Here is a 24,752-nt window from a genome sequence, read left to right on the forward strand (position 1 = left end):
TGCACGATGGGCGGTTATGACCCGGTGTTTCGGCACGGGCGTTCTGATCGTCCCATTTGTCCGCCTTCAGGAGTTCTCATGCGTCTGACCCAGATTTTCGCCGCCGCAGCCATTGCGTTGGTCAGCACCTTTGCCGTCGCCGATGACGCGGCCGACAAAGCCATTCGTAAAAGCCTGGAAACCCTCCAGCTCGAAGTGCCGGTAGAAAGCATTTCCGCCAGTCCTCTGCCCGGACTGTATGAAGTCAAACTGCAAGGCAGCCGCGTGCTCTATGCCAGCGCCGATGGCCAGTATGTCGTCCAGGGCTACATGTTTCAGCTCAAGGACGGTAAACCGGTCAACCTGACCGAAAAAACCGAACGCCTGGGCGTTTCCAAACTGGTCAACGCGATTCCGGTCGCGGAAACCGTGGTCTACCCGGCCATCGGCGAAACCAAATCGCACATCACCGTGTTCACCGACACCACCTGCCCGTACTGCCACAAACTGCACGCCGAAGTGCCTGAGCTGAACAAGCGCGGCATCGAAGTGCGTTACGTCGCGTTCCCGCGCCAGGGCCTGGGCTCGCCGGGTGACGAACAGCTGCAAGCGGTCTGGTGCTCGAAAGACAAGAAAGCCGCCATGGACAAAATGGTCGACGGCAAGGAAATCAAGGCCGCCAAGTGCGATAACCCGGTTTCCAAGCAGTTCGCCCTCGGTCAGTCGATCGGCGTGAACGGTACACCGGCCATCGTTTTGGCCGACGGTCAGGTCATTCCGGGCTACCAGCCTGCGCCACAAGTCGCCAAACTGGCGCTGGGCGCGAAGTAAATTCGCATCGTCACGGCCAGCCTTTGACGATCATGGTCCGGCGGCAACATTTGCCGGGTCATCAATAGAGAGCCGCGAGCATGCGGCTGTTTTCACGGCCGGCCTTGAGTCGGCCGTTTCATGGGGAGTTCACAGTGAAACCGGTCAAAGTAGGCATCTGTGGGTTAGGGACCGTCGGTGGCGGTACCTTCAACGTACTTCAGCGCAACGCCGAGGAAATTGCTCGTCGTGCCGGGCGTGGAATCGAAGTGGCACAAATTGCCATGCGCACGCCAAAGCCTCAGTTCCAAACGACCGGTATTGCGATTACCAACGATGTCTTCGAAGTGGCCACGAACCCTGAGATCGACATCGTTATAGAGCTGATGGGCGGCTATACCGTTGCCCGCGAGCTGGTACTCAAGGCCATCGAGAATGGCAAGCATGTGGTCACCGCGAACAAGGCACTGATTGCCGTTCACGGTAATGAGATTTTCGCCAAGGCTCGCGAGAAAGGCGTGATCGTGGCATTCGAAGCGGCTGTAGCCGGCGGCATTCCGGTGATCAAGGCGATCCGTGAAGGCCTGTCCGCCAACCGTATCAACTGGGTCGCCGGCATCATCAACGGCACCGGCAACTTCATCCTCACCGAGATGCGCGAGAAGGGTCGCACCTTCGAAGACGTACTCGCCGAGGCGCAAGCCCTGGGTTACGCCGAAGCCGATCCGACCTTCGACGTTGAAGGCATCGACGCGGCCCACAAGCTGACGATCCTGGCCTCCATCGCGTTCGGCATCCCGCTACAGTTCGACAAGGCTTACACCGAAGGCATCACCAAGCTGACCACGGCTGACGTGAATTACGCCGAAGCGCTGGGCTACCGCATCAAGCACCTGGGCGTGGCGCGCAGCACCGCGGCCGGTATCGAACTGCGCGTGCACCCGACGCTGATCCCGGCCGATCGCCTGATCGCCAACGTCAACGGCGTGATGAACGCGGTAATGGTCAACGGTGACGCTGCCGGTTCGACCCTGTTCTACGGCGCCGGCGCCGGCATGGAGCCGACCGCATCGTCGGTGATCGCCGACCTGGTGGACGTGGTTCGCGCCATGACCTCCGACCCGGAAAACCGCGTGCCGCATCTGGCGTTCCAGCCGGATTCGCTGTCGGCGCATCCGATCCTGCCGATCGAAGCCTGCGAAAGCGCTTACTACCTGCGCATTCAGGCCAAGGACCATCCGGGCGTGCTGGCTCAGGTCGCGAGCATCCTGTCGGAGCGCGGCATCAACATCGAATCGATCATGCAGAAAGAAGTCGAAGAGCATGACGGTCTGGTGCCGATGATCCTGCTGACTCACCGTGTGCTGGAACAGCACATGAACGACGCGATCGCCGCCCTCGAAGCCCTGACAGGCGTAGTCGGTCCGGTTGTACGGATCCGCGTCGAGCACCTGAACTAAGCCGTTATCGTTCACCGGGCCTGCGTGCAGGCCCGGGTTTGCGAACACTGTCTATTGGAGCCAGTCATGCGTTATATCAGTACCCGCGGCCAGGCACCGGCCCTGAATTTCGAAGACGTCCTGCTGGCCGGTCTCGCCACCGACGGCGGTCTGTACGTCCCGGAAAACCTGCCACGTTTCACCCAGGAAGAAATCGCTTCCTGGGCCGGCCTGCCGTATCACGAGCTGGCCTTCCGGGTAATGCGCCCGTTTGTCACCGGCAGCATTCCTGATGCCGATTTCAAAAAGATTCTCGAAGAAACCTACGGCGTGTTCTCGCACAGCGCCGTCGCACCGCTGCGTCAGTTGAACGGCAACGAATGGGTGCTGGAGCTGTTCCACGGCCCGACCCTGGCGTTCAAGGACTTCGCTCTGCAACTGCTCGGTCGTCTGCTCGACTACGTGCTGGAAAAACGCGGTGAGCGCGTGGTGATCGTTGGTGCGACGTCCGGCGACACCGGTTCGGCCGCCATCGAAGGCTGCAAGCACTGCGAAAACGTCGACATCTTCATCCTGCACCCGCACAACCGCGTGTCCGAAGTGCAGCGTCGGCAGATGACCACGATCTTCGGCGAGAACATCCACAACATCGCCATCGAAGGCAACTTCGATGACTGCCAGGAAATGGTCAAGGCGAGCTTCGCCGACCAGAGCTTCCTCAAAGGCACCCGCCTGGTGGCGGTGAACTCGATCAACTGGGCGCGGATCATGGCCCAGATCGTTTACTACTTCCACGCAGCCCTGCAGCTGGGTGGCCCGGCGCGCTCGGTGTCGTTCTCGGTGCCGACCGGCAACTTCGGCGACATCTTCGCCGGTTACCTGGCGCGCAACATGGGCCTGCCGATCAACCAGTTGATCGTCGCCACCAACCGCAACGACATCCTGCACCGCTTCATGAGTGGCAACCAGTACGTCAAGGAAACCCTGCACGCCACACTGTCGCCGTCGATGGACATCATGGTGTCGTCGAACTTCGAGCGTTTGCTGTTCGACCTGCACGGTCGTAACGGCGCGGCGATCGCCGGGTTGATGGATTCGTTCAAACAGGGCGGTGGTTTCAGCGTTGAACAAGAGCGTTGGACCGAAGCGCGCAAACTGTTCGATTCGCTGGCTGTGGATGATGCGCAAACGTGCGAAACCATCGCCGAGGTTTACGAGCAGACGGGTGAATTGCTGGATCCGCACACGGCTATCGGCGTGAAGGCTGCGCGTGAATGCCGTCGCAGCCTGGATATTCCGATGGTGATTCTTGGCACTGCTCACCCGGTCAAATTCCCGGATGCGGTGGAGAAGGCTGGCGTCGGTAAAGCGCTGGAGTTGCCTGTTCACCTGGCTGATCTGTTTGAGCGGGATGAGCGGTGCACCGTGTTGCCGAATGACTTGAAGGCTGTTCAGGCGTTTGTCAGTCAGCATGGCAATCGTGGAAAGCCGCTTTAACCAGGCCTTTTACATATCCATTGCTTCGGTAACGGCGGAACCCATAGCCGCCGTTACCGAAGAAACGGAAATACACCCAATCCCAATCCTCACTGCCCACATACACAAACCTGTCATCTCCCCCATGCATGCTCCATCAACCAGAGACGCCGACGCGTCTGCATCTGGAATCCAGAACTTTCTTCTCGGGCCGGTGGTCATTTACTGTAGACCTGCCCCAGGCACTTCGTTTTCGGACTATTGAGTGGTGATCGAGATGGAAAGTATCAGTCTATTGCTCGGTGAGGCGCTGAGCCCGTATCAGGTAACGTTGACCCCATCAGGCACCCACGGCGAATACCTGGTGACACTGAAGAGCTCGACCGGCGCCATCGTGGTCGAACGGGAATTCAATCAGGCTCAGTTGAGCGACAAACGTCTGCTCACGGATGTGGTCGACGGGTTGCATCGCGACCTGATGATTGCCGAAGGACGCCTGGAACCTTGCGTTATCGCGGCGTTGCGCAATGCGGCACAGGACAAGGTCCTGGGCCGGCCGTAAGTGAATTATGTTTTAAGGGAACCTTACGGGCCCAAGGTCAGTCAGAGGATGTAACAGCAGGATCAAGCATTGTGCTCCGGTGCTTGTCGTCCTGTTGCTACTGGTCTTTTTGTAGACCACGTTTAACCCCGAGTCGTCTCCCCACTTCTCGGGGTTTCTTTTTGCCCGCGATTTGTCATTGCTGGGCCTGTTGCTCGAAATACTTCCTGGATTCCTCCAGGTAGGCACCGCGACTTTCCGGGTCGAGCCACGCAGCGTAAGCCTCGCTCAAGCGTTCATGGGGCATTTTGCGCAGCAGTTGATTGATCTCGATAATCGCCTGCCGGCCTTTTGGCGTGTCGGTGCAGCCGATGTATCCAGACAAGAATTTCTCGGCGCCGCGAATCGGGTAGAACTGCAATTCATCCTCGGCGATCCCTTGCTGTTGGGCCTGGTAGCGGATTTCCGGACGGTATCCCAGCAGCAACCGCAAGCGCCCCAGCCGCTGCATCTGCAACAGACTGCCTAAGGCGTCGTTGCCGTAGTGCGAGGTAAGAGAGTCAGCCGGTGCTTGCTTGAGCAGTGTGTCGAGGTAATCGCCGTAGTTACGCTCGGCGATAATGCCCAGCTTCTCGCCACCATTCGCCAGGAAGGCTGCCAGGTCCAGTTCACCGTCCTGGATGAAGGGCGCGAGCGTTTCGCGGTCAACGCGCCGTACGGCCACGCCGTTACCCATGGCTCGAAACACTGGAGTGGAAAACGCGATCCAGCGTTCGCGTTCCTTGCTTCGGTTCAGCGCCGCATCGCAGGTAAGGGACGGCTCGTAGAGCATTTGCAAGGCGCGAGCACGGTTGACCCGCATCAAGGTGTGTTCGTATTGCGGCATGCCCGCGATCAACAGCGGCAACAGTTGATCGATGACGCCCTGGTTCTTTTTCGGTCCTTCGAAAATCGTCAGCGGTGGCAGATCCCGCAACAGCCAGATTATGGTTTCCTTGGGCTGCGCCATCGCCGACGAGGTCGAACCGACGAGCAGAACTGTCGTCGCGAACGCGCACATCACCCTCCTGCTGTGCGACAGGCTGTCTGTGATATGCAGCGAAAGCAGGCGCTTGAGCCTAGATGGCCCCGTCTTCACGCAGCTTTGCGATCTGTTCCTTGTCATAGCCAAGATCGGTGAGTACCTGCGCATTGTGTTCGCCCAACTGCGGCCCGACCCATTCCGAACTGCCGGGTGTCTCTGAGAGTTTCGGCACGATTCCCGGCATCTTGAAATCTTTGCCGTCCGGCAGCTTCGCTTTCAGGAACATTTCCCGCGCCAGGTACTGCGGATCACTGAACATGTCTTCGGCGCTGAAGATCCGGCTGGCGGGGACATCGGCCTGATTCAACCGCTCGATGACGGTGTCCAGCGGCAACGCGTTGACCCACCGATCAATCACCCCATAAATCTCGTCGCGCCGGCTGTCACGCCCGTCGTTACTGGCCAGGGCCGGGTCGTTGGCCAGGTCTTCGCGGCCGATGATCAGCATGAAGCGCTTGAAAATCGCATCGCCATTGGCGCCGATCTGCACATGTTTGCCATCAGCGCTGGTGTGGATCGAGGAGGGGGTGATGCCGGGCATGATGTTGCCGGTGCGTTCACGGATGAAGCCGAACACGTCGAACTCCGGGACCATGCTTTCCATCATGGCGAAGATCGCTTCGTACAGCGCCACATCCACCACTTGACCCAGACCGCCGTTGACCTCGCGATGACGCAAGGCCATCAACGCGCCGATCACGCCCCAGAGCGCGGCAATCGAATCGCCGATGGAAATCCCGGTACGCACGGGTGGGCGATCCTCGAAACCGGTGATGTAGCGCAGGCCGCCCATGGATTCACCGACGGCGCCAAACCCCGGCTGATCCTTCATCGGCCCGGTCTGGCCGAAACCTGAAAGGCGCACCATGACCAGTTTCGGGTTCAGTGCGTGCAAGACATCCCAGCCAAGACCGAGCTTTTCCAGCACGCCGGGGCGAAAATTCTCGATCAGGATGTCGGCTTCACCGAGCAGCTTTTTCAGGATCGCCAGCCCATCCGGGTGTTTCAGGTTCAGGGTCAGGGACTTCTTGTTACGCGCCTGAACGAACCACCAGAGCGACGTGCCTTCATACATTTTTCGCCATTTACGCAACGGATCGCCGCCGTCGGGGGACTCGATCTTGATCACTTCGGCACCGAATTCGCCGCAGATGCGCGAGGCAAACGGCCCGGCGATCAAAGTGCCCAATTCGATGACTTTCAGACCTGAGAGTGGTTTGGCGGTGAACGGCATACTGGATCCTGTAGGACAAAGGCTTGGCTGATAGAGCGTTTTAGCACAGCCCGCTGTCAGTCGCTCAAGGTTGATGGCCGCGAAGCCTGTCGCATCGGTTAGACTTGCCGCCTTTCCACGTATCAAGAAGCCCGTTCATGGCCCAGCCGTCCACGACCTACAAGTTTGAACTGAACCTCACCGACCTCGACCGCAGCGTTTACGAGACGGTGAAGCAGACCATCGCCCGTCACCCGTCGGAAACCGAAGAGCGCATGACCGTGCGGCTGCTGGCCTACGCCTTCTGGTACAACGAGCAGCTGTCGTTTGGCCGTGGTCTGTCAGACGTGGATGAACCCGCCCTGTGGGAAAAGAGCCTGGATGATCGCGTCCTGCACTGGATCGAAGTCGGCCAGCCAGACGCCGATCGCCTGACGTGGTGCTCGCGCCGCACCGAGCGCACCAGCCTGCTGGCCTACGGCAGCCTGCGCGTCTGGGAAACCAAAGTCATCCCGGCGATCAAGAACCTGAAAAACGTACACATCGCCGCGGTTCCCCAGGAAGTCCTGGAAACCCTGGCCAAAGACATGCCGCGCGTTATCAAGTGGGATGTGATGATCAGCGAAGGGACGATTTTCGTCACCGACGACCGTGGTCAGCACGAAGTCCAGTTGCAGTGGCTGAGCGGCGAACGCGGCTGAGTGTTCACCGCGTCATCCGGTTTTATCCTACGTATTCAAGAGAAGCACCTGTCACCCCATGCGCATCGAACCTCGCCTGTTGCCCGATACCCTGCCATTCCTCGGTGATCTGCCGCCGCTGCTGACCCGCCTGTATGCGGCGCGGGGCGTGCTGTCCGAGGCTGAACTGGACAAGAGCCTGGCGCGGCTGATTCCGTTCCAGCAGCTCAAAGGCATCGATGCCGCGGTGGATTTGCTGGTGACGGCGCTGGAGCAGCGGCAGCGGATTCTGATCGTCGGCGACTTCGACGCTGACGGCGCGACGGCCAGTACGGTCGGCATGTTGGGCTTGCGCCTGCTGGGCGCGGCGCATGTCGACTATCTGGTGCCGAACCGTTTCGAGTACGGCTACGGCCTGACGCCGGAAATCGTTGAAGTGGCGCTGACCCGCACACCGCAGCTGCTGATCACCGTGGACAATGGCATCTCCAGCGTCGAGGGTGTGGCGGCGGCGAAAAAGGCAGGCCTTCAGGTGCTGGTCACCGATCACCACTTGCCCGGCGACGAACTGCCGCTGGCCGATGCCATCGTCAATCCCAACCAGCCGGGTTGCGGGTTTCCGAGCAAGGCCTTGGCGGGTGTCGGGGTGATTTTCTATGTGTTGATGGCCCTGCGCGCGCGTCTGCGCAGCCTTGGCTGGTACGAGAGCAAACCGCAGCCGAACATCGGTGAGTTGCTGGATCTGGTGGCGTTGGGCAGCGTCGCCGACGTGGTGCCACTGGACGCCAATAACCGGATTCTCGTCCACCAAGGCCTGGAGCGAATTCGCGCCGGGCGTGCACGACCGGGGATCAAAGCCATCCTCGAAGTCGCCAAGCGCGACCACACGCGTATTACCTCGACCGATCTCGGGTTCATCGTCGGCCCGCGCCTGAACGCGGCAGGGCGGCTGGATGACATGAGCCTGGGCATCGAATGCCTGCTCACCGAAGATGCCGCTCTCGCCCGGGAAATGGCCGTACAGCTCGACGGCATGAACCAGGACCGCAAATCCATCGAGCAAGGCATGCAGCGCGAGGCGCTGGCCCAGCTCAAGGACTTGCCGGTTGAATCGATGCCGTTCGGCTTATGCCTTTTTGACCCCGAGTGGCACCAGGGCGTCATCGGAATCCTCGCTTCTCGTATGAAGGAGCGCTATTTCCGTCCGACGATTGCCTTTGCCGACGCAGGCGATGGCATGCTCAAGGGCTCGGGGCGTTCGGTTCAGGGCTTCCACATTCGCGACGCCTTGAGCGTGGTGGCGGCGCAGCACCCAAACCTGATCAGCAAGTACGGCGGCCATGCCATGGCGGCAGGGTTGACCTTGCCGGAGGCGAATTTTCCGCTGTTTGCCGAAGCCTTTGACGCCGAAGTGCGTAGGCAATTGCGCGAAGAAGACCTGACCGGGCGTTTGCTGTCGGACGGGACTTTGGCCGTCGAGGAATTTCATCTCGAACTGGCGCGTGCGCTGCGGCATGCCGGGCCGTGGGGACAGCACTTCCCGGAGCCATTGTTCCATGGGGTGTTTCAGTTGGTCGAACAACGGGTTGTCGGCGAACGACACCTCAAAGTGGTGCTGAAAAGCGAATGCGGCTCGGTGAAGCTGGACGGCATCGCTTTTGGAATCGACCGCGATATCTGGCCGAACCCGACGATCAAATGGGTGGAACTGGCCTACAAACTCGACCTTAACGAGTTTCGCGGGAATGAGACGGTTCAGCTGATGATTGCCCACATCGAACCGCGTTGACCCCATCGCCAGCACGCCGGCTCCTGGGGGATTTGCGCACACCCTGCAGGGGCCGGCTTGCTGGCGATAGCGATTTTGCGGTCGCCGAATCTCTCGGAACCCTCCCTCATCCCCCATTGTCGACTAGGCTCTAAGCACTGCTTGATAATCCTTGTGACGTCTTGTCAATTTTTTGCCCGCGGGGGCGGGTGCTGCACCTTTTTCCTGTCACTCGTCGACTTTTCAAACAGAACCCTGGAGCCTGCCCACTGAGACGAGAGGTGCCCCATGAGTCTGCTGCTTGAACCCTATACCCTTCGCCAACTGACCTTGCTGAACCGCATTGCCGTATCACCAATGTGCCAGTATTCAAGTGTCGATGGCCTGGCCAATGACTGGCATCTGGTACACCTCGGCAGCCGTGCTGTCGGCGGCGCCGGTCTGATTTTTACCGAAGCCACGGCCGTCACCGCCGATGGACGCATCACCGCCGAAGACCTCGGCTTGTGGAATGACGAACAGATCGAGCCGTTGCAACGCATCACTCGCTTCATCGCCGCCCAAGGCGCCGTCGCCGGCATTCAGTTGGCCCACGCCGGGCGCAAGGCCAGCACCCATCGGCCTTGGATTGGCAAGCACGGTAGTGTCAAACCTGAAGACGGCGGCTGGACACCCGTTGGCCCTTCGCCGATTGCGTTCGACCCGCAGCACACACCGCCGAAGCAGCTCGATGAGGGCCAGATCGCCGAGGTCATTCAGGCGTTCGTTGACTCAGCGAAGCGCGCGCTGACCGCCGGTTTCAAAGTCGTCGAAGTCCACGCCGCCCACGGTTACCTGCTGCACCAGTTTCTATCGCCCTTGAGCAATCAGCGGCGCGATCAATATGGCGGTTCGTTCGAGAATCGTATTCGGCTGGTGCTGCAAGTCACCGAAGCAGTGCGTGCGGTGTGGCCAGAGGAGTTGCCGGTGTTCGTGCGCGTGTCGGCCACCGATTGGGTGGAAGACGGCTGGAATCCTGATGAAACCGTTGAACTGGCGCGACGCCTCAAAGACCTGGGCGTGGACCTGATTGACGTCTCCTCGGGCGGCACGGCGGCCAACGCGGAAATTCCTACAGGTCCCGGTTATCAAACCCGCTTCGCCGAACGTGTGCGCAAAGAGTCAGGCATTGCGACCGGCACGGTAGGAATGATCACCGAACCGGCGCAGGCCGAGCACATTCTGCGCACCTGTCAGGCCGACATCATCTTCCTCGCCCGTGAGCTCCTGCGCGACCCGTACTGGCCGTTGCATGCCGATGACGACCTGGGAGGGCGCAAGGCCATTTGGCCGGCGCAGTATCAACGGGCGACGCACAGGGATCAGCCGATTCATGAGTCGGATTTGCGTGACTGAGTGATGCGGTAAAAGCAAAAAGCCCCGATCAGGTTGATCGGGGCTTTTGTTTGTCTGGGGGGGTATTCATTGACTGTGCTGCAGTCTTCGCGAGCAGGCTCGCGAAAAGACCTGCCCAGACAACCCTCTTGCTTCAGGTGTACTTACGCTTCTCCGGCGCCGGCGGGAAGTACTGATACAACCAGGTCTCGCTCAGCGTCCGGTCATTGGTGCGAATGAACAACCGCAGCTCCACCGGGGCCACACTGTCATTGGTCGGGAACCAGTCAAACGTAATCCGGTAGCCCTTGATGTCATCCAGCACCAGCACGTTGAAGTCTTTGACCTCACCGTTGGAGCACGTCACTACCGGCTCAATGCCTGTGCCTTCAGGCAAGCGGTCCAGACCGCCGCCAGTGAAGTCCACCGCAAACCGGCGTGCCCAGACCTCCGGATAATGTTCGCCCGGTGCCCAGCCCTCAGTGAAGCCGCCCATGCCCGAACGGGTCGCGGCGACCCGCGCCAGTGGCGTACCGACCGGCGGCAGCGCGCTCCAGTACAGCTTGTAGCCGTAATTCAGGGAATCGCCGGCGGCGACCGGTTTTTTCGGGGTCCAGAACGCGACGATGTTATCGAGGGTTTCGCCGGTTGTAGGAATTTCCAGCAGATCGATAGAGCCTTCGCCCCACGCGGTTGTAGGTTCTACCCACAGGCTTGGGCGTTTGCTGTACCAGTCGACGGTGTCCTGATAATTGGCGAACTCGTGATCGGTCTGCACCAGACCGAAACCTTTCGGGTCGGTGTCGGCGAAGGCGTTGAATTGCAGGGTGGCCGGATTGTTCAGTGGACGGCAAATCCACTCGCCATTGCCACGCCACATCGCCAGGCGATCCGAATCATGGATCTGCGGGTGAATGGTGTCGCACATGCGCCGCTCGTGGGTGCCGCAGCTGAACATGCTGGTCATCGGTGCGATGCCCAGTTGTTCGATGGCGGTGCGTGCATTGATGTGAGCGTCAACCTCCATCACCACGCGTTCGGCCTGGCAATCGATGTCGAACCGGTAGGCACCGGTCGCGCTCGGCGAGTCCAGCAGGGCGTACACCACGAAACGGGTGCTGTCCTTGTCCGGGGTCTCGAACCAGAACTTGGTGAAGTCCGGGAATTCCTCACGTTTCTTCGCGTAGGTATCGACCGCCAGACCACGGGCCGACAGACCGTACTGGCCCGTAGCATCTACCGCGCGGAAATAACTGGCGCCGAGGAACGACAACACGTCATGCCGGTCCAGCTCAGGCGCTTTGAACAGCTTGAAACCGGAAAAACCCAGGTCACCCGTGAGCTGCTTGGTATCGACGGTGGTTTTTTCATAGTTGAACAGCGAAGGGCGAAAATGCACCTCGCGCGATTGACGCGTCTTGGGGTCGACGCTGTACATGCGCACCGGCTGCTTGAAACCCATGCCGACGTGGAAAAACTGCACGTCCAGCTGACCTTTCAAATCCTTCCACAAGGAATGATTGGCGTCGTAGCGGATCGCGTTGAAATTTTGCGGGGTCATGGTCGCCAGCGTCGGCGGCAGCACCTGCTTGGTGTCCTGATAGCGGTTGCCGGCAAGTTGCTTGGCCTGGATTTTCAGGGTTTCGAAGTCGAAGGCCTGAGCCTTGCCATCCGCCGTTTCATTCCCGGCCCAGGCGCGGGCAGCGAGCAGGCCAGTGGCGGACAAACCAGTGTAGGCAGCGATGGCCATGGACGCTTTGAGCAAATTCCTGCGGTGCATAAGTACAACCTGTCGTGAACAATCCCGCGCCGTTCCTGGCACGTGCTGGATCAGAAATGGAGGTTCGGACATGCCTTCGGCCAAACGCAACGGACTTTAAACAGATGCCAAATAGCTTAAACCGTTCGGTGGCAGAGCAAAAATGATTGATGGCGTGACGATAGCATCGCAATGAAACAAGACGTTTCGGTTAACGTTTCCCACAGAGATTTCTGATTTACAGGGCATTTCTGCTTTTTTCGACTAATTACTCTAAAAACCGCTTTTCAGCGCCAATTTACTTCCTATTCTATGGGCATGACCGGTTTCTGCCCTCAGGCCGGTGGGATTCAGTTGTACAAGGACGCGGCTGAAAAAGAGAAGGGCGATGCGGTATCTGAAGTTTTCTTTGACTTAAAGAGGGACATCGTCCATGTCGAAAGTACAAGGCATTACCGAAATGTTGGGGATCTTCCCTTGCCTGGGTATCGGGCGGCGAAGGCGTCGGCTTAATTCTGAGGAGTTGAAACTGGTGGAGCGGTATCGCGAGTTGTCGGAGAGTGACCGGATCGCGATGCGGTATCTGGTGGATGCGATGCGCAGTGTTTCGCGGTTTTGAGTCGAGGTGGTTACCGTGAAAGCCATTTAATAGATGTACCCAAACTGAAGGGGCGGACTGTGAAGTCTGCCCCTTTTCATTGGCTGTGCTTCAGCTGCAAGTGCCCATGATTGGAAACGGCCGCTGCGCCTGTACCAGATCCGGCATGTCCCGCCACTTGATCCAGGCCGACTGTTGCCAGTGCAGCAGCGGCACCGAGAGCCCGCCCCATTGCAACGAACTCAGGCTAGGCATGTTTTCCACAGGTGCCGCGTTCGACTCACGCAGCGCAGGTATGACTTCGTTACTCAGCCATTGGCGCAGGTTGCGGTTTTCCGGGACAAAATGGTGGACCAGCAATGCGTACATTCCAGACTCGCTGACCATGAGTGATTCGACGGTTTTGCCGTTTTTCAGTAGCCAGATGTATCGGCGTTGATCAGGGTCGAGTTTTTGTGTGAGTCGTTGGTCCAGCGGGCGGCCCATCAAACGTCCCAGGTCATGAACGCAGAACCAGGCTTGGTTTGCTTGCGTGATCGCGTGGAGGAATCGGTTGTGGCGGGGGAAAACGGTGGGGATGAAATGAGGATGGACTTCAGACGGATTTAGCGTGTGCATTTCTTCGACTCCATGTTGAAAAAGGAGCCGCCACTAATCCTTCGACAGATTTGGGTGGCGGACCGTGTGGCGTTCGAAGTCGGGACATTCTCGATCAACATGTAAGCCAAGAGGCCCGCGTCACACGGCCCGCCATAAAGTGAAACTGAAAGGCAAAAAATGCCCCAGTTCATATGGGAGCGCAGATGCGCCATGTTGAGGAGTTTCCGGCTTCGACCCCGGATCGCTGATTTTGCAGCGACGGGGTAAAGCCTATCGGTCAGGCGCTCGCGGCGCCAAGTCTACTCTGGCGACGCGTGTCGTAGGAATTAGAGCCTTTGCGAGAAGGCTTGGTCTGTAGGATTTTCCTGTTTTTGCACGAAGCGTAAAACTGGAGTCTGAGGCGCCAAGCTTGCCCCGGGAACTCACTGGATCCCGGGGCAATCAGCCTTAGCGACTAACCTTCCATGCATCCCCCGCAGGCGCCGCGCCATGGTCATACGGCTTGGCAATCCACATGTAAAGCAGCCCCAACCCAATCACGATCGCCGTACTCAACACCATCGCATAGTTGATGTACCACGCTGCATCCGGCGTGCGTGGCCAGGCCATGTTGATGATGGCGCCGACACCATAAACCAGCGCGCCGATGTTCACCGGCCAACCCCATGCACCGAGGGTGAATTTGCCGCTCGGTTTCCAGCCTTTCAGGCGGGCATAAAGCGCGGCGAGGACGATCATCTGGAACGCCAGGTAGATGCCGATGGCGGCGAAGCTGACGATGGTGGCCACCGCGTCTTGCAGGAAGAAGCCGAGAATGATGATCAGCGCCGGCAGGACGCCGGAGACGAACAACGCGGCAACCGGAACCTGGGTTGTAGGGGAAATCTTCTTCAGCAGTGAGCTGCCGATGACCATTTCATCCCGGGCGTAGGAATACAGCAGACGACTCGCCGCCGCTTGCAGGCTGATGACGCAGGAGATGAAGGAAATCATCACCACGCCCATCACCACTTTCGAACCGATCGGGCCGAAGGCGTTGTTGAGAATGGTGGTGACCGGGTCTTTGTCGGTGCCGTTGATCACCGCTTGCATGTCCGGCACGGCGAGGATCAGCGCCAGGCAGGCGAACATCGCCGCGATGCCGCCGATGTAGATGGTCATGCGCATGGCCACCGGGATCTGCTTGCTCGGGTTCGGGGTTTCTTCAGCCACGTCGCCGCAGGCTTCAAAGCCGTAGTACAGGAACATCCCCGCCAGCGAGGCTGTCAGGAAGGCCGGCAGGTAGGAACCATCAATGCTGATGTCGAAGGTGTTGAACAGCACGCTGATCGGTTGATGGCGTTCGAAAATCAGCAGGTACACGCCGACGATCACCGCGCCGACCAGCTCGCAGAGAAAGCCGAACATGGCGATCCGCGCCAGCACTTTGGTGCCGCTGAGATTGACCAGTGTGGCGAACAGCGTCAGCACCAGAGCGATGACGATGTTGGTGTTACCGCTGGGTTCAAAACCCATCATCGCGGCCAGGTAAGGTCCTGCACCCACGGCAACGGCAGCGATGGTGACGCACAGGGCGATGGAGTAGATCCAGCCGACCATCCACGCCCAGCGTTTGCCCACCAAGCGGCGAGCCCATGGGTAGACGCCACCGGAAATCGGGAACTGCGAGACCACTTCACCGAAGATCAGGCACACCAGCAACTGGCCGCAACCGACCAGCAAATAGGCCCAGAACATCGGTGGCCCACCGGCGGCCAGGCACAGGCCGAAGAGGGTATAAACCCCTACGACCGGCGAGAGGTAAGTGAAGCCCAGGGCGAAGTTTTCCCACAGGCTCATGCTGCGGTTGAAGTTGGACGTGTAACCCAGCTTGAGGAGTTGCTCGGCATCGCTGTCGGCAGCGGCTGCAGAGAGTTCGGGGATGGCGTTCATGGTGTGTTAGCTCCGGAAAATCGGCAGATTTCGGATGTCCGAAACCGTGGCGGGGCCTTGGCGGCGCTGCCCGGATCGGTGGTTATTGTTTTGGTTGTCTGCGTTGAAACCTGGTGGTGCGTGTTGCCGGTTTCGGCCCTGAAACCGAGTTGACGCCATCGCTGGCAAGCCAGCTCCCACAGGTCCGCGTCGTGCACAAAAACCTTGTAGGAGCCGGCTTGCTCGCGAAGCTTTTAGTGCTTGAACATCACATGCCGCACAACGGTGTAGTCCTCCAGCCCGTACATCGACATGTCCTTCCCGTAGCCGGACAATTTCTGACCGCCGTGGGGCATTTCGCTGACCAGCATGAAGTGCGTGTTCACCCAGGTGCAGCCGTACTGCAAGCGCGCCGACAGGCGATGCGCGCGACCGACGTCGGCGGTCCACACCGATGACGCCAGGCCGTAGTCCGAATCGTTGGCCCAGCCCAGCACCTGCGCTTCGTCGCTGAATTTGGTCACCGACACCACCGGCCCGAACACTTCGCGACGGACGATTTCGTCGTCCTGCAGCGCGTCGGCCAGCACCGTCGGCTCGAAGAAGAAACCATTGCCTTCAACCGCCTTGCCGCCGGTGATCAAACGGATGTGCGATTGCGCCATGGCACGTTCGACAAAACCGGCCACCCGGTCGCGGTGCTGCGCGGTGATCAGCGGCCCGAGTTCGGTCGACGGGTCATCCTGCAGGCCGTACTTGATGCTGCTGACCGCCGCGCCGAGCTTCTCGACGAATCTGTCGTAGATGCCTTCCTGCGCATAGATACGGCAGGCCGCGGTGCAGTCCTGGCCAGCGTTGTAGAAACCGAAGGTGCGAATGCCTTCCACGGCGGCGTCGATGTCGGCGTCGTCGAAGATGATCACCGGGGCCTTGCCGCCCAGTTCCATGTGCATGCGCTTGACGCTGTCGGCAGTGCTGGAAATGATGTTCGAACCGGTAGCGATGGAGCCCGTCAGCGACACCATGCGCACTTTCGGGTGAGTGACCAATGGGCTGCCGACGGAAGGACCACGGCCGAACACCAGGTTGAGTACGCCGGCCGGGAAGATTTCCGACGCCAGTTGCGCCAGGCGCAGCGCGGTCAGCGGGGTTTGCTCCGACGGCTTGAGCACCACGGTATTACCGGCGGCGAGGGCCGGGGCGATTTTCCAGGCGACCATCATCAGCGGGTAGTTCCACGGCGCGATGGAGGCGATCACGCCCACCGGATCGCGGCGGATCATCGAGGTGTGGCCGGCCAGGTATTCACCGCCGGCCGAGCCGCTCATGCAACGGCTGGCGCCGGCGAAGAAACGGAACACGTCGGCAATCGCCGGAATCTCGTCGTTCAACGCGGCGCTGTAGGGTTTGCCACAGTTGTCGGATTCGAGTTTGGCCAGCTCTTCGCCGTGGGCTTCGATGGCGTCGGCGAGTTTGAGCAGCAGCAGCGAGCGCTCCTTGGGCGGAGTCTGCGACCAGCTGTCGAACGCGGCGTCGGCAGCGCGCACGGCGGCATCGACCTGGGCTTCGCTGGCTTCGTTGATTTCCACCAGCACGCGACCGAGGGCCGGGTTGAACACCGGTTGGGCGGGGCCTTCGCCGTCGAGAAGTTGGCCGTTGATCAAGAGTTGGGTTTGCATGGTTCTGTCCTCTTCGGAACTGTTGTTTTCTTCTGTAGGAACCGGCCCAAATGTGGGCGCGGGTCCCTACAGTGAGTAGTCGTTGTCAGTTATTTCCCGCCACTGCCCGCCACGCTCTCACCACCACGGGTCAGGTAATAGGCGCCGAGAATCGGCAGCATGGTCACCATCATCACCAGCATCGCGACGACGTTGGTCACCGGCACGTCCCGTGGGCGGCTGAGCTGGTTGAGCAGCCACAGCGGCAGGGTGCGTTCATGGCCGGCGGTGAAGGTGGTGACGATGATTTCGTCGAACGACAGCGCAAACGCGAGCATGCCGCCGGCGAGCATCGCCGAGCCCAGGTTCGGCAGGACGATGTAGCGGAAGGTCTGCCAACCGTCGGCGCCGAGGTCCATCGAGGCTTCGATCAAACTGTGCGACGTGCGGCGCAACCGGGCGATGACGTTGTTGTAGACGATCACCACGCAGAAGGTCGCGTGGCCGACGATGATGGTGAACATCCCCGGCTCGATGCCCAGCGTCTTGAACGTCGCCAGCAGCGCGATCCCGGTGATGATTCCTGGCAACGCGATGGGCAAAATCAGCATCAGCGAGATGCCCTGCTTGCCGAAGAAATCCCGCCGGTACAACGCGGCCGATGCCAGCGTGCCGAGCACCATCGCAATCAGCGTCGCAACGGAGGCGATCTGCAGCGACAGTTTGATCGCTTCCAGCACGTCCGGCCGTGAGAACGCCACGCCGATCCACTTCAAGGTGAAGCCCCTGGGCGGAAAGCTGAACGCTGCGTCTTCGGTGTTGAAGGCGTAGAGGAAGATGATCAGGATCGGGAAGTGCAGGAACACCAGTCCGCCCCAGGCTGCGATTTTCAGGCCTAAAGAAGCTTTCTCAGAGTGCATCGAAGGCCCCCAGTCGTTTGACGATGGTCAGGTAAATGGCGATCAGCACAATCGGCACCAGCGTGAAGGCCGCGGCCATCGGCATGTTGCCGATCGCGCCTTGCTGGGCGTAGACCATGCTGCCGACGAAGTACCCCGGCGGGCCCACCAGTTGCGGCACGATGAAGTCGCCCAGGGTCAGCGAAAACGTGAAGATCGAACCGGCGGCGATGCCCGGAATCGACAGCGGCAGAATCACCTGCATGAAGGTCTGGCGTGGCTTGGCACCCAGGTCGGCGGAGGCTTGCAGCAGCGAGGGCGGCAGACGTTCCAGCGAGGCCTGAATCGGCAGGATCATGAACGGCAGCCAGATGTAGACGAACACCATGAAGCGTCCCAGGTGCGATGTCGACAAGGTGCTGCCGCCCACGCCCGGAATGCCCAGCACGAACTGCAAGACCGGCTCCAGTCCAAGGTGTTGAACGAACCACTGCGCCACGCCGCCCTTGGCCAGCAGCAAGGTCCAGGCATAGGCCTTGACGATGTAACTGGCCCACATCGGCATCATCACCGCGATGTAGAAAAACGCCTTGGTTTTGCCCGTGGTGTAGCGCGCCATGTAGTAGGCAATCGGGAACGCGACGATGGCGCTGGCGATCGACACCACGACTGCCATGCTCAAGGTGCGCAGGATGATGTCGAAGTTCGAGGGCTGGAACAGCGCGGCGAAATTGGCCAGGGTCAGGTCCGGCGTGACCGCCATGGTGAAGTCGTCGAAGGTGTAGAAGCCTTGCCACAACAGCACCAGCAGCGAACCGAGGTAGATCGCGCCGAACCACAACAGCGGCGGCACCAGCAGCAGCGCCAGGTAAAAATTCGGTCGGCGATACAGCAGGTTGGAAAACCTGCGCAACGGCGAGCCGCCGGCCGGCGTTTGAGGGAGAGCTACGCTGGTCATCTCACACCCCGCCGGCAACGGTGTCGTGCAGCGGGATCATCGCTTCCCGCGCCCAGCGTGCGCTGAGGCGTTGCCCGGTCTGATGCTGCGCGCTGACGTCCAGCCACTGGTTGTTGGCCTGACTGATGTTCAGGGTCTGGCCGTTTTCCAGTTTCAGTTCATAGCGCGTGGCGCTGCCCTGGTACTGAATGTCGTGGAGTAAGCCGCTGACTTCGATTTCGTGACTGGCCAGCGGGCCTTCGGCGAAACGCACGTGCTCCGGGCGGATCGAAAACGGCTGCGGATTGCCGCTGAGTTGCTGCGCCAGATCGCCGCGAATCACGTTGGAGGTGCCAACGAATTCCGCGACAAAGGTGGTCGCCGGTTTCATGTAGAGATTGCGTGGCGTGTCGACCTGCTCGATGCGCCCCTTGTTGAACACGGCCACGCGGTCAGACATCGACAGCGCTTCGGTCTGATCGTGGGTGACGAAAATGAACGTGATGCCGAGCTGGCGTTGCAGCTTCTTCAGCTCGCTCTGCATTTGCTCGCGCAGCTTCAAGTCGAGGGCGCCGAGGGGTTCGTCGAGCAGCAACACCCGTGGGCGATTGACCAATGCGCGGGCCAGGGCCACACGCTGGCGTTGACCGCCGGAGAGCTGCACCGGCTTGCGCTCGCCGTAGCCGCCGAGGGCGACCATGTCGAGGGCTTCTTCGGCGCGTTTGCGGCGTTCTGCCTTGCCGACGCCTTTGACTTTCAAACCGTAGGCCACGTTGTCGAGCACGTTCATGTGCGGGAACAGCGCGTAGTCCTGAAACACTGTGTTGACGTCACGCTCATACGGCGGCAGCCCGGCGGCTTCGTGACCATGAATCCGGATCGAGCCTGCGCTCGGTTGTTCAAAACCGGCGATCAGGCGCAAGCACGTGGTTTTGCCCGAGCCGGAAGGGCCCAGCATGGAAAAGAACTCGCCGTCCTGGATGTCGATGGAAACCCGGTCTACGGCTTTCACTTCGCCGAATAGACGGGAAACGTTGGTGAACTGGACTGCAAGCGTCATGGTGCGGTGCTCCGAAAAGGCGAGGGCCGTCACAGCGGCCCCGCCAGGACATCTGAAAAATCTGAATCAGTTGGCGTGTGTGGCGAGGGAGCTTGCTCCCGCTGGGTGGCGAAGCCGCCCCAAAACCAGTCATGCGGCCTGTCATGCAGACCGCATCAGCCCTTTTGGGAGTGCTCCGCACTCCAGCGGGAGCAAGCTCCCTCGCCACGGGGGGGCGGTGTGTTATCTGCCGCCCATGATCGCGATGTAGTCCTGGGTCCAGCGGCTGTATGGCACGAACTTGCCGCCTTCAGCCTGCGGGGTTTTCCAGAAGGCGATTTTTTCGAACTGGTCGAAACCGTTGGTCTTGCAGCCTTCGGCGCCGAGCAATTCACTCTCTTTGCAGCCCGCGGGAACCGACGGCAACGAACCGAACCAGGCGGCCAGGTCGCCCTGGACCTTCGGTTGCAGCGAATGGTCCATCCACTTGTAGGCACAGTTCGGGTGTTTGGCGTCGGCGTGCAGCATGGTGGTGTCGGCCCAACCCGTGGCACCTTCTTTCGGAATGACCGAGGCCACCGGCTGCTTGTCCGCCACCAGACCGTTGACCATGTAGCCCCAGGTGCTGGACGCCACGACGCCTTCGTTCTTGACGTCACTCATCTGCACGGTCGCGTCATGCCAGTAGCGGTGGATCAACGGCTGCTGTTTGCGCAGCAGGTCCAGCGCGGCTTTGTATTGTTCTTCGTTGAGCTGGTACGGGTCCTTGATCCCCAGTTCCGGCCGTTTCGCCTTGAGGTAGAGCGCCGCATCGGCGATGTAGATCGGACCGTCGTAAGCCTGGACCCGGCCCTTGTTGGACTTGCCGTCCGGCAGGGTCTGCTCTTCGAACACCACGCTCCAGCTGTCCGGGGCAGTCTTGAACACGTTGGTGTTGTACATCAGCACGTTCGGCCCCCACTGGTACGGAGTGCCAAAGGTTTGTTTGTTGACGACGTACCACGGGCCATCCTTGAGACGCGGGTCAAGGTTCTTCCAGTTCGGAATCAACGCGGTGTTGATCGGCTGTACTCGCTTGCCGACGATCAACCGCAGCGACGCATCGCCCGACGCGGTCACCAGGTCGTAGCCGCCCTTGGACATCAGGCTGACCATCTCATCGGAAGTGGCGGCCGTTTTCACGTTCACCTTGCAGCCGGTTTCCTTCTCGAAATCGGTCACCCAGTCGTAGGCCTTGTCGCTTTCGCCACGTTCGATGTAGCCGGGCCAGGCGACGATATCCAGCTGACCTTCGCCGGCACCGACGGCTTTCAGCGGTTCGGCGGCCTGGATGCTGGCGCTCGCCAGCAGCGCCGTGGTGATTGCACTGAGCAGTGCGGTCTTGTGCACGAACATGGGAATTCCCTCTTCTTTAATTATGGTCGGGGCAGTTGTGAACGTGGTGAAGCATGCCGTTGGCGGCTTGTTATTAGCGTAGTCAGAGATGTTGTCCGTGGCGCGCCATGATGTGCCGCACCACGCTGTAGTCCTGAAGCGAATCGCTGGAGAGGTCTTTGCCGTAGCCCGAGCGTTTCAGGCCACCATGGGGCATTTCGCTGACCAGCATGAAATGGCTGTTGATCCAGGTGCAGCCGTACTGCAGGCGCGCGGCGACCTGCATGGCTTTGTCGAGGTTCTGGGTCCAGACCGACGATGCGAGGCCGTATTCCGAGTCGTTGGCCCAGTCCACGGCTTGTTCGAGTTGGTCGAAACGGGTCACGGTCACGACCGGCCCGAACACTTCGCGCTGGACGATTTCATCGCTCTGTTTGCAACCGGCGAGCAACGTCGGTTGGTAATAGAAGCCGGCGCCGGAATGCACGGCTGCGCCGGTCACCCGCTCGATGTGCGGCTGGCCGAGGGCACGTTCGACGAAACTGGCCACGCGGTCGCGCTGGCGGGTACTGATCAACGGACCAATTTCGTTGTCGGCGTCGCGTTTGCCGGCGAAGCGCAGGCTGCTGACCGCTGCGCCGAGTTCGGCCACCAGTCGGTCGTGAATCCCGGCCTGTGCATAAATCCGGCAGGCGGCGGTGCAGTCCTGGCCGGCGTTGTAATAACCGTAGGTGCGCACGCCGTCGACCACGGCTTGAATGTCCGCATCGTTGCAGACGATCACCGGCGCCTTGCCGCCGAGTTCGAGGTGCGTGCGCTTCAGGGTTTTCGCAGCGGCTTGCAGGATTTTTTGCCCGGTGACGATATCGCCGGTCAGCGACACCATGCGGATTTTCGGGTGACTGACCAAGTGGCTGCCAACGCCTTCACCACCGCCACAAATGATGTTGATCACGCCGCGCGGCAGGATCTCCGCCAGTGCGGGCGCCAGGGCCAGAATCGACAGCGGCGTGTGCTCGGACGGTTTGAACACCAGCGTATTGCCGGCGGCGAGGGCGGGGGCGATTTTCCACGCGGCCATCATGATCGGGTAATTCCACGGCGCGATGGACGCAACCACCCCAATAGGATCGCGGCGCACCATGCTGGTGTAACCCGGCAAGTATTCGCCACTGAGCTGGCCGGTCTGGCAGCGCACGGCACCGGCGAAGAAGCGGAACACGTCGACCGTCGCGCTCAAGTCGTCCTGACGGGCCAGGTGCAAGGGTTTGCCGCAGTTCAGGGATTCGAGGCGGGCGAGCAGGTCGGCTTGTTTTTCGATGGCGTTGGCAATGTCCAGCAGCAGGTTCGAGCGCTGCTGCGGCGTGGTCCGCGACCAACTGGCGAACGCACGATGGGCCGCGAGGATCGCGGCTTCGACTTGCTCGGTGCTGGCTTCGGCGATGTGCGTCAGCACCTCGCCGGTGGCCGGATTGAGGATCGGTTCGACAAAACCCTGACCCGCGACCAGTTCGCCATCGATCAACAACGCGGTGAACAACGGGGTCTGCGTGCCAGCCATTTTTCGGGATCTCTTTTCTTGTGTGGCCATGCTGCTCCCAGTGACTGGGGCCGGCCGTCTTATAGATGCACCAAGACTAGTGCCCGGACCCGAGGTCGACAAATACTAAATACTGAAGGTGGCGTTCGATTAAATAGATGGCTTGCGCCCGCCGTGGGGTTGCTCGCGAGCGACCGTCAGAAACGGGTCCACCAGCGCCGGGCGCGCCGTGCCACGGCGCCAGGCCAGGCCGACGTCGAGGGTCTGGCTGAGATCGGCGATGGGCCGCGCTTCGATGATGTCGCCCTCCAATGACCATGGGCGGTACGTCATGTCGGGCTGGATCGACACGCCCAATCCGGCGGCGACCAGGCTTCGCACCGCCTCGGTCGAAGCGGTCCTGAGGGTGATGCGCGGTTGAAGCGACGCCGCCGACCACATGCGCTGGGCATTGCGATCCATTTCATCGACGTTCAGCTGTATCAGTGGCTCACGGGCGACGTCGGCGAGGTTGATGCTGTCGTGTTCCAGCAGCGGATGCTGGGCCGGCAACCATAATCGATGGGGCGAATGGGTCAGCACTTCCGTTTGCAGGGCGTGACGGTCCTCGAGGTTGGAGAGGATCAGCACGCCGACATCGATCTCGCCGCTGACCAGCAAATGCTCGATGTACGGGCGCTCGTCCTCCATCACGCGGATCTCGACGTTGGGGTAGGCGCGTTGAAAACGGGTGAGCAAATCCGCGAGATAGTAACCGGCGACGAGGCTGGTCACGCCGATGATCAATTGCCCGGCGACCTGGTCGGTGCTTTGTTGCAGGCTGCGCTTGGCGTTGTCCACCGTCGCCAGAATCAAGTGCGCCTGGCGTAGGAATTGATGTCCTTGGTGGGTCAGAGTCATGCCCTTGGCATGACGGTTGAACAGTCCGACGCCGATTTCCTGCTCCAGTTGCTGGATGGCCAGGGTCAGTGTCGATTGGGAAATGAACGCAGTTTGCGCGGCGGCCGAGATCGAGCCGGTCTCGGCCACGGCGATGAAATGGCGAATCTGACGCAAGGTCATCATGAAGAATTACCCGGTGGGCGGTTTTTATAGATTCACTCGAGTGTATATCTTTTTAATCGATGGGCTTTTTTGCGTTACAGGAGATGAGCAACATCTGGAAGCACTCTCACCGGGAAGGGTTGGGCACTTTCGATCTAGGCTGGTGGCCTTAAGTGTCGGTAAACCCCTTTCGTGGAGGTGGCAAAAATGATTACCCGTGGATTGCTCGATCAACTACTCAAGTCCGGCCAGGACCTGCTGCAGAACAAGGCGGGTGGTGCACAGAACAAGGCTTCCAGCGGCGGCCTGGGTGGGCTGCTCGGCGGCAGCGGTGGCTCGGGCGGCCTTGGCAGTTTGCTCTCGGGCGCCGGTGGAGGTGCACTGGCGGCGGGCGCCATGGGGCTGTTGATCGGCAACAAAAAGGTTCGCAAAGTCGGCGGCAAAGTCGCCATTTACGGCGGCCTCGCAGCGCTGGGCGTCATTGCCTACAAGGCTTACGGTAACTGGCAGGCCCAGCAGGGCGCTGCACCTCGGGGCGAACCGCAAACGGTGGACCGGGTTCCGGCCGCCCAGGTCGAGCAACACAGTCAGGCGATCCTCAAGGCGCTGGTGGCCGCGGCCAAGGCTGATGGTCATGTCGATGAGCGCGAGCGCGCGTTGATCGAAGGCGAGTTCACCAAGCTCGACAACGATCAGGAGCTGCAACACTGGCTGCACGCCGAGCTCAACAAGCCGCTCGATCCAACCGATGTGGCGCGCGCCGCCAGCACCCCGGAAATGGCCGCCGAGATGTACATCGCCAGCGTGATGCTGGTGGACGAAGAGAACTTCATGGAGAAGTCCTACCTGGATGAACTCGCTCGGCAGCTGAAGCTGGAGCCGGGTTTGAAGGCCGAGCTGGAAAAGCAGGTACGCCAGGCTGCCCTTTAAGGCTCAAGATCGCCATCGTCGGAATGCCGCCCAGACCTAGCCCGCGATGGCGTCACCAGGCGCGTCACTTCATTCAAAGCCACCGCCAACGTTTTTCCT

General features: G+C 60.4%; 21 protein-coding genes. 9 read left to right on the forward strand and 12 right to left on the reverse strand.

Annotation, left to right across the window (positions count from 1 at the left end; all coding sequences use genetic code 11):
• Nucleotides 1–78 precede the first annotated feature (78 nt).
• The 4 genes from dsbC (at nucleotide 79) to ACM1ZW_RS14590 (ending at nucleotide 4,266) form a co-directional block, all read left to right on the forward strand.
• Nucleotides 79–810 carry a bifunctional protein-disulfide isomerase/oxidoreductase DsbC gene (gene dsbC / locus ACM1ZW_RS14575; protein ID WP_017340265.1) on the forward strand — a complete coding sequence of 244 codons (732 nt, stop codon included), beginning with the start codon at nucleotides 79–81 and terminating at the stop codon, nucleotides 808–810.
• A 134-nt stretch (nucleotides 811–944) separates the two neighbouring features.
• Nucleotides 945–2,249 (forward strand): homoserine dehydrogenase, encoded by a 1,305-nt coding sequence (locus ACM1ZW_RS14580; RefSeq protein ID WP_027924910.1) that lies wholly within the window; start codon nucleotides 945–947, stop codon nucleotides 2,247–2,249.
• Between the two features lie 66 nt (nucleotides 2,250–2,315).
• Nucleotides 2,316–3,725 carry a threonine synthase gene (gene thrC, locus ACM1ZW_RS14585; protein ID WP_414879472.1) on the forward strand — a complete coding sequence of 470 codons (1,410 nt, stop codon included), beginning with the start codon at nucleotides 2,316–2,318 and terminating at the stop codon, nucleotides 3,723–3,725.
• Between the two features lie 256 nt (nucleotides 3,726–3,981).
• On the forward strand, nucleotides 3,982–4,266 hold the full coding sequence (locus tag ACM1ZW_RS14590; RefSeq protein ID WP_414879473.1) for a DUF3509 domain-containing protein: 285 nt from the start codon (nucleotides 3,982–3,984) through the stop codon (nucleotides 4,264–4,266).
• Nucleotides 4,267–4,441: 175 nt separating this feature from the next.
• Here ACM1ZW_RS14590 and ACM1ZW_RS14595 read toward each other — a convergent pair whose 3' ends face one another.
• Nucleotides 4,442–5,305 carry a TIGR02285 family protein gene (locus tag ACM1ZW_RS14595; RefSeq protein ID WP_416740755.1) on the reverse strand — a complete coding sequence of 288 codons (864 nt, stop codon included), beginning with the start codon at nucleotides 5,303–5,305 and terminating at the stop codon, nucleotides 4,442–4,444.
• Between the two features lie 58 nt (nucleotides 5,306–5,363).
• Nucleotides 5,364–6,563 carry a CaiB/BaiF CoA transferase family protein gene (locus ACM1ZW_RS14600; protein WP_017340260.1) on the reverse strand — a complete coding sequence of 400 codons (1,200 nt, stop codon included), beginning with the start codon at nucleotides 6,561–6,563 and terminating at the stop codon, nucleotides 5,364–5,366.
• Between the two features lie 137 nt (nucleotides 6,564–6,700).
• Here ACM1ZW_RS14600 and ACM1ZW_RS14605 point away from each other — a divergent pair, with 137 nt between their 5' ends.
• From ACM1ZW_RS14605 to ACM1ZW_RS14615, 3 genes are all read left to right on the forward strand, one after another.
• Entirely contained in the window at nucleotides 6,701–7,243 is a 543-nt protein-coding gene (locus tag ACM1ZW_RS14605; protein WP_007944886.1) for a YaeQ family protein, read from the forward strand.
• A gap of 58 nt (nucleotides 7,244–7,301) precedes the next feature.
• On the forward strand, nucleotides 7,302–9,011 hold the full coding sequence (gene recJ / locus ACM1ZW_RS14610) for a single-stranded-DNA-specific exonuclease RecJ (protein WP_150630870.1): 1,710 nt from the start codon (nucleotides 7,302–7,304) through the stop codon (nucleotides 9,009–9,011).
• Nucleotides 9,012–9,278: 267 nt separating this feature from the next.
• A complete protein-coding gene (locus tag ACM1ZW_RS14615; RefSeq protein WP_150638931.1) occupies nucleotides 9,279–10,385 on the forward strand; it encodes an NADH:flavin oxidoreductase/NADH oxidase in 1,107 nt (368 codons plus the stop codon).
• A 133-nt stretch (nucleotides 10,386–10,518) separates the two neighbouring features.
• Here ACM1ZW_RS14615 and ACM1ZW_RS14620 read toward each other — a convergent pair whose 3' ends face one another.
• Complete coding sequence (locus ACM1ZW_RS14620) at nucleotides 10,519–12,144, reverse strand: glucan biosynthesis protein D (protein ID WP_416740756.1); 1,626 nt, start codon at nucleotides 12,142–12,144, stop codon at nucleotides 10,519–10,521.
• A gap of 412 nt (nucleotides 12,145–12,556) precedes the next feature.
• Between ACM1ZW_RS14620 and ACM1ZW_RS14625 the strand changes: the two genes are divergently transcribed.
• The gene (locus ACM1ZW_RS14625) at nucleotides 12,557–12,742 is read left to right on the forward strand and encodes a hypothetical protein (RefSeq protein WP_017340256.1); all 186 of its coding nucleotides are present in this window, start codon (nucleotides 12,557–12,559) and stop codon (nucleotides 12,740–12,742) included.
• A gap of 90 nt (nucleotides 12,743–12,832) precedes the next feature.
• On the opposite strand, the gene ACM1ZW_RS14630 is transcribed toward ACM1ZW_RS14625, so the two are convergent.
• The 9 genes from ACM1ZW_RS14630 to ACM1ZW_RS14670 all read right to left on the reverse strand — a co-directional run bounded on the left by ACM1ZW_RS14630 (nucleotide 12,833) and on the right by ACM1ZW_RS14670 (nucleotide 23,744).
• Complete coding sequence (locus tag ACM1ZW_RS14630; protein WP_414884848.1) at nucleotides 12,833–13,339, reverse strand: Bro-N domain-containing protein; 507 nt, start codon at nucleotides 13,337–13,339, stop codon at nucleotides 12,833–12,835.
• 429 nt (nucleotides 13,340–13,768) lie between these two features.
• On the reverse strand, nucleotides 13,769–15,253 hold the full coding sequence (locus ACM1ZW_RS14635) for an APC family permease (RefSeq protein WP_414884849.1): 1,485 nt from the start codon (nucleotides 15,251–15,253) through the stop codon (nucleotides 13,769–13,771).
• A 233-nt stretch (nucleotides 15,254–15,486) separates the two neighbouring features.
• Nucleotides 15,487–16,911 carry a gamma-aminobutyraldehyde dehydrogenase gene (locus ACM1ZW_RS14640; protein ID WP_052909689.1) on the reverse strand — a complete coding sequence of 475 codons (1,425 nt, stop codon included), beginning with the start codon at nucleotides 16,909–16,911 and terminating at the stop codon, nucleotides 15,487–15,489.
• Nucleotides 16,912–17,000: 89 nt separating this feature from the next.
• On the reverse strand, nucleotides 17,001–17,810 hold the full coding sequence (locus ACM1ZW_RS14645; RefSeq protein WP_414879478.1) for an ABC transporter permease: 810 nt from the start codon (nucleotides 17,808–17,810) through the stop codon (nucleotides 17,001–17,003).
• Nucleotides 17,800–18,747, reverse strand: a complete 948-nt coding sequence (locus ACM1ZW_RS14650) for an ABC transporter permease (protein ID WP_017336648.1) — start codon at nucleotides 18,745–18,747, stop codon at nucleotides 17,800–17,802. The genes ACM1ZW_RS14645 and ACM1ZW_RS14650 overlap by 11 nt, the downstream gene beginning before the upstream one ends.
• A 1-nt stretch (nucleotide 18,748) precedes the next feature.
• On the reverse strand, nucleotides 18,749–19,786 hold the full coding sequence (locus ACM1ZW_RS14655) for an ABC transporter ATP-binding protein (RefSeq protein ID WP_017336649.1): 1,038 nt from the start codon (nucleotides 19,784–19,786) through the stop codon (nucleotides 18,749–18,751).
• Between the two features lie 222 nt (nucleotides 19,787–20,008).
• A complete protein-coding gene (ydcS, locus tag ACM1ZW_RS14660) occupies nucleotides 20,009–21,160 on the reverse strand; it encodes a putative ABC transporter substrate-binding protein YdcS (protein ID WP_017336650.1) in 1,152 nt (383 codons plus the stop codon).
• An 82-nt stretch (nucleotides 21,161–21,242) separates the two neighbouring features.
• Complete coding sequence (locus ACM1ZW_RS14665) at nucleotides 21,243–22,700, reverse strand: gamma-aminobutyraldehyde dehydrogenase (protein ID WP_017336651.1); 1,458 nt, start codon at nucleotides 22,698–22,700, stop codon at nucleotides 21,243–21,245.
• Nucleotides 22,701–22,829: 129 nt separating this feature from the next.
• Nucleotides 22,830–23,744 (reverse strand): LysR family transcriptional regulator, encoded by a 915-nt coding sequence (locus ACM1ZW_RS14670; protein WP_008072897.1) that lies wholly within the window; start codon nucleotides 23,742–23,744, stop codon nucleotides 22,830–22,832.
• Nucleotides 23,745–23,930: 186 nt separating this feature from the next.
• Here ACM1ZW_RS14670 and ACM1ZW_RS14675 point away from each other — a divergent pair, with 186 nt between their 5' ends.
• A complete protein-coding gene (locus tag ACM1ZW_RS14675; RefSeq protein WP_017336652.1) occupies nucleotides 23,931–24,653 on the forward strand; it encodes a tellurite resistance TerB family protein in 723 nt (240 codons plus the stop codon).
• Nucleotides 24,654–24,752 lie beyond the last annotated feature (99 nt).

Source organism: Pseudomonas sp. NFX71 (assembly GCF_048079215.1).
In the GTDB taxonomy this organism is placed as follows: Bacteria; Pseudomonadota; Gammaproteobacteria; order Pseudomonadales; family Pseudomonadaceae; genus Aquipseudomonas; species Aquipseudomonas fluorescens_B.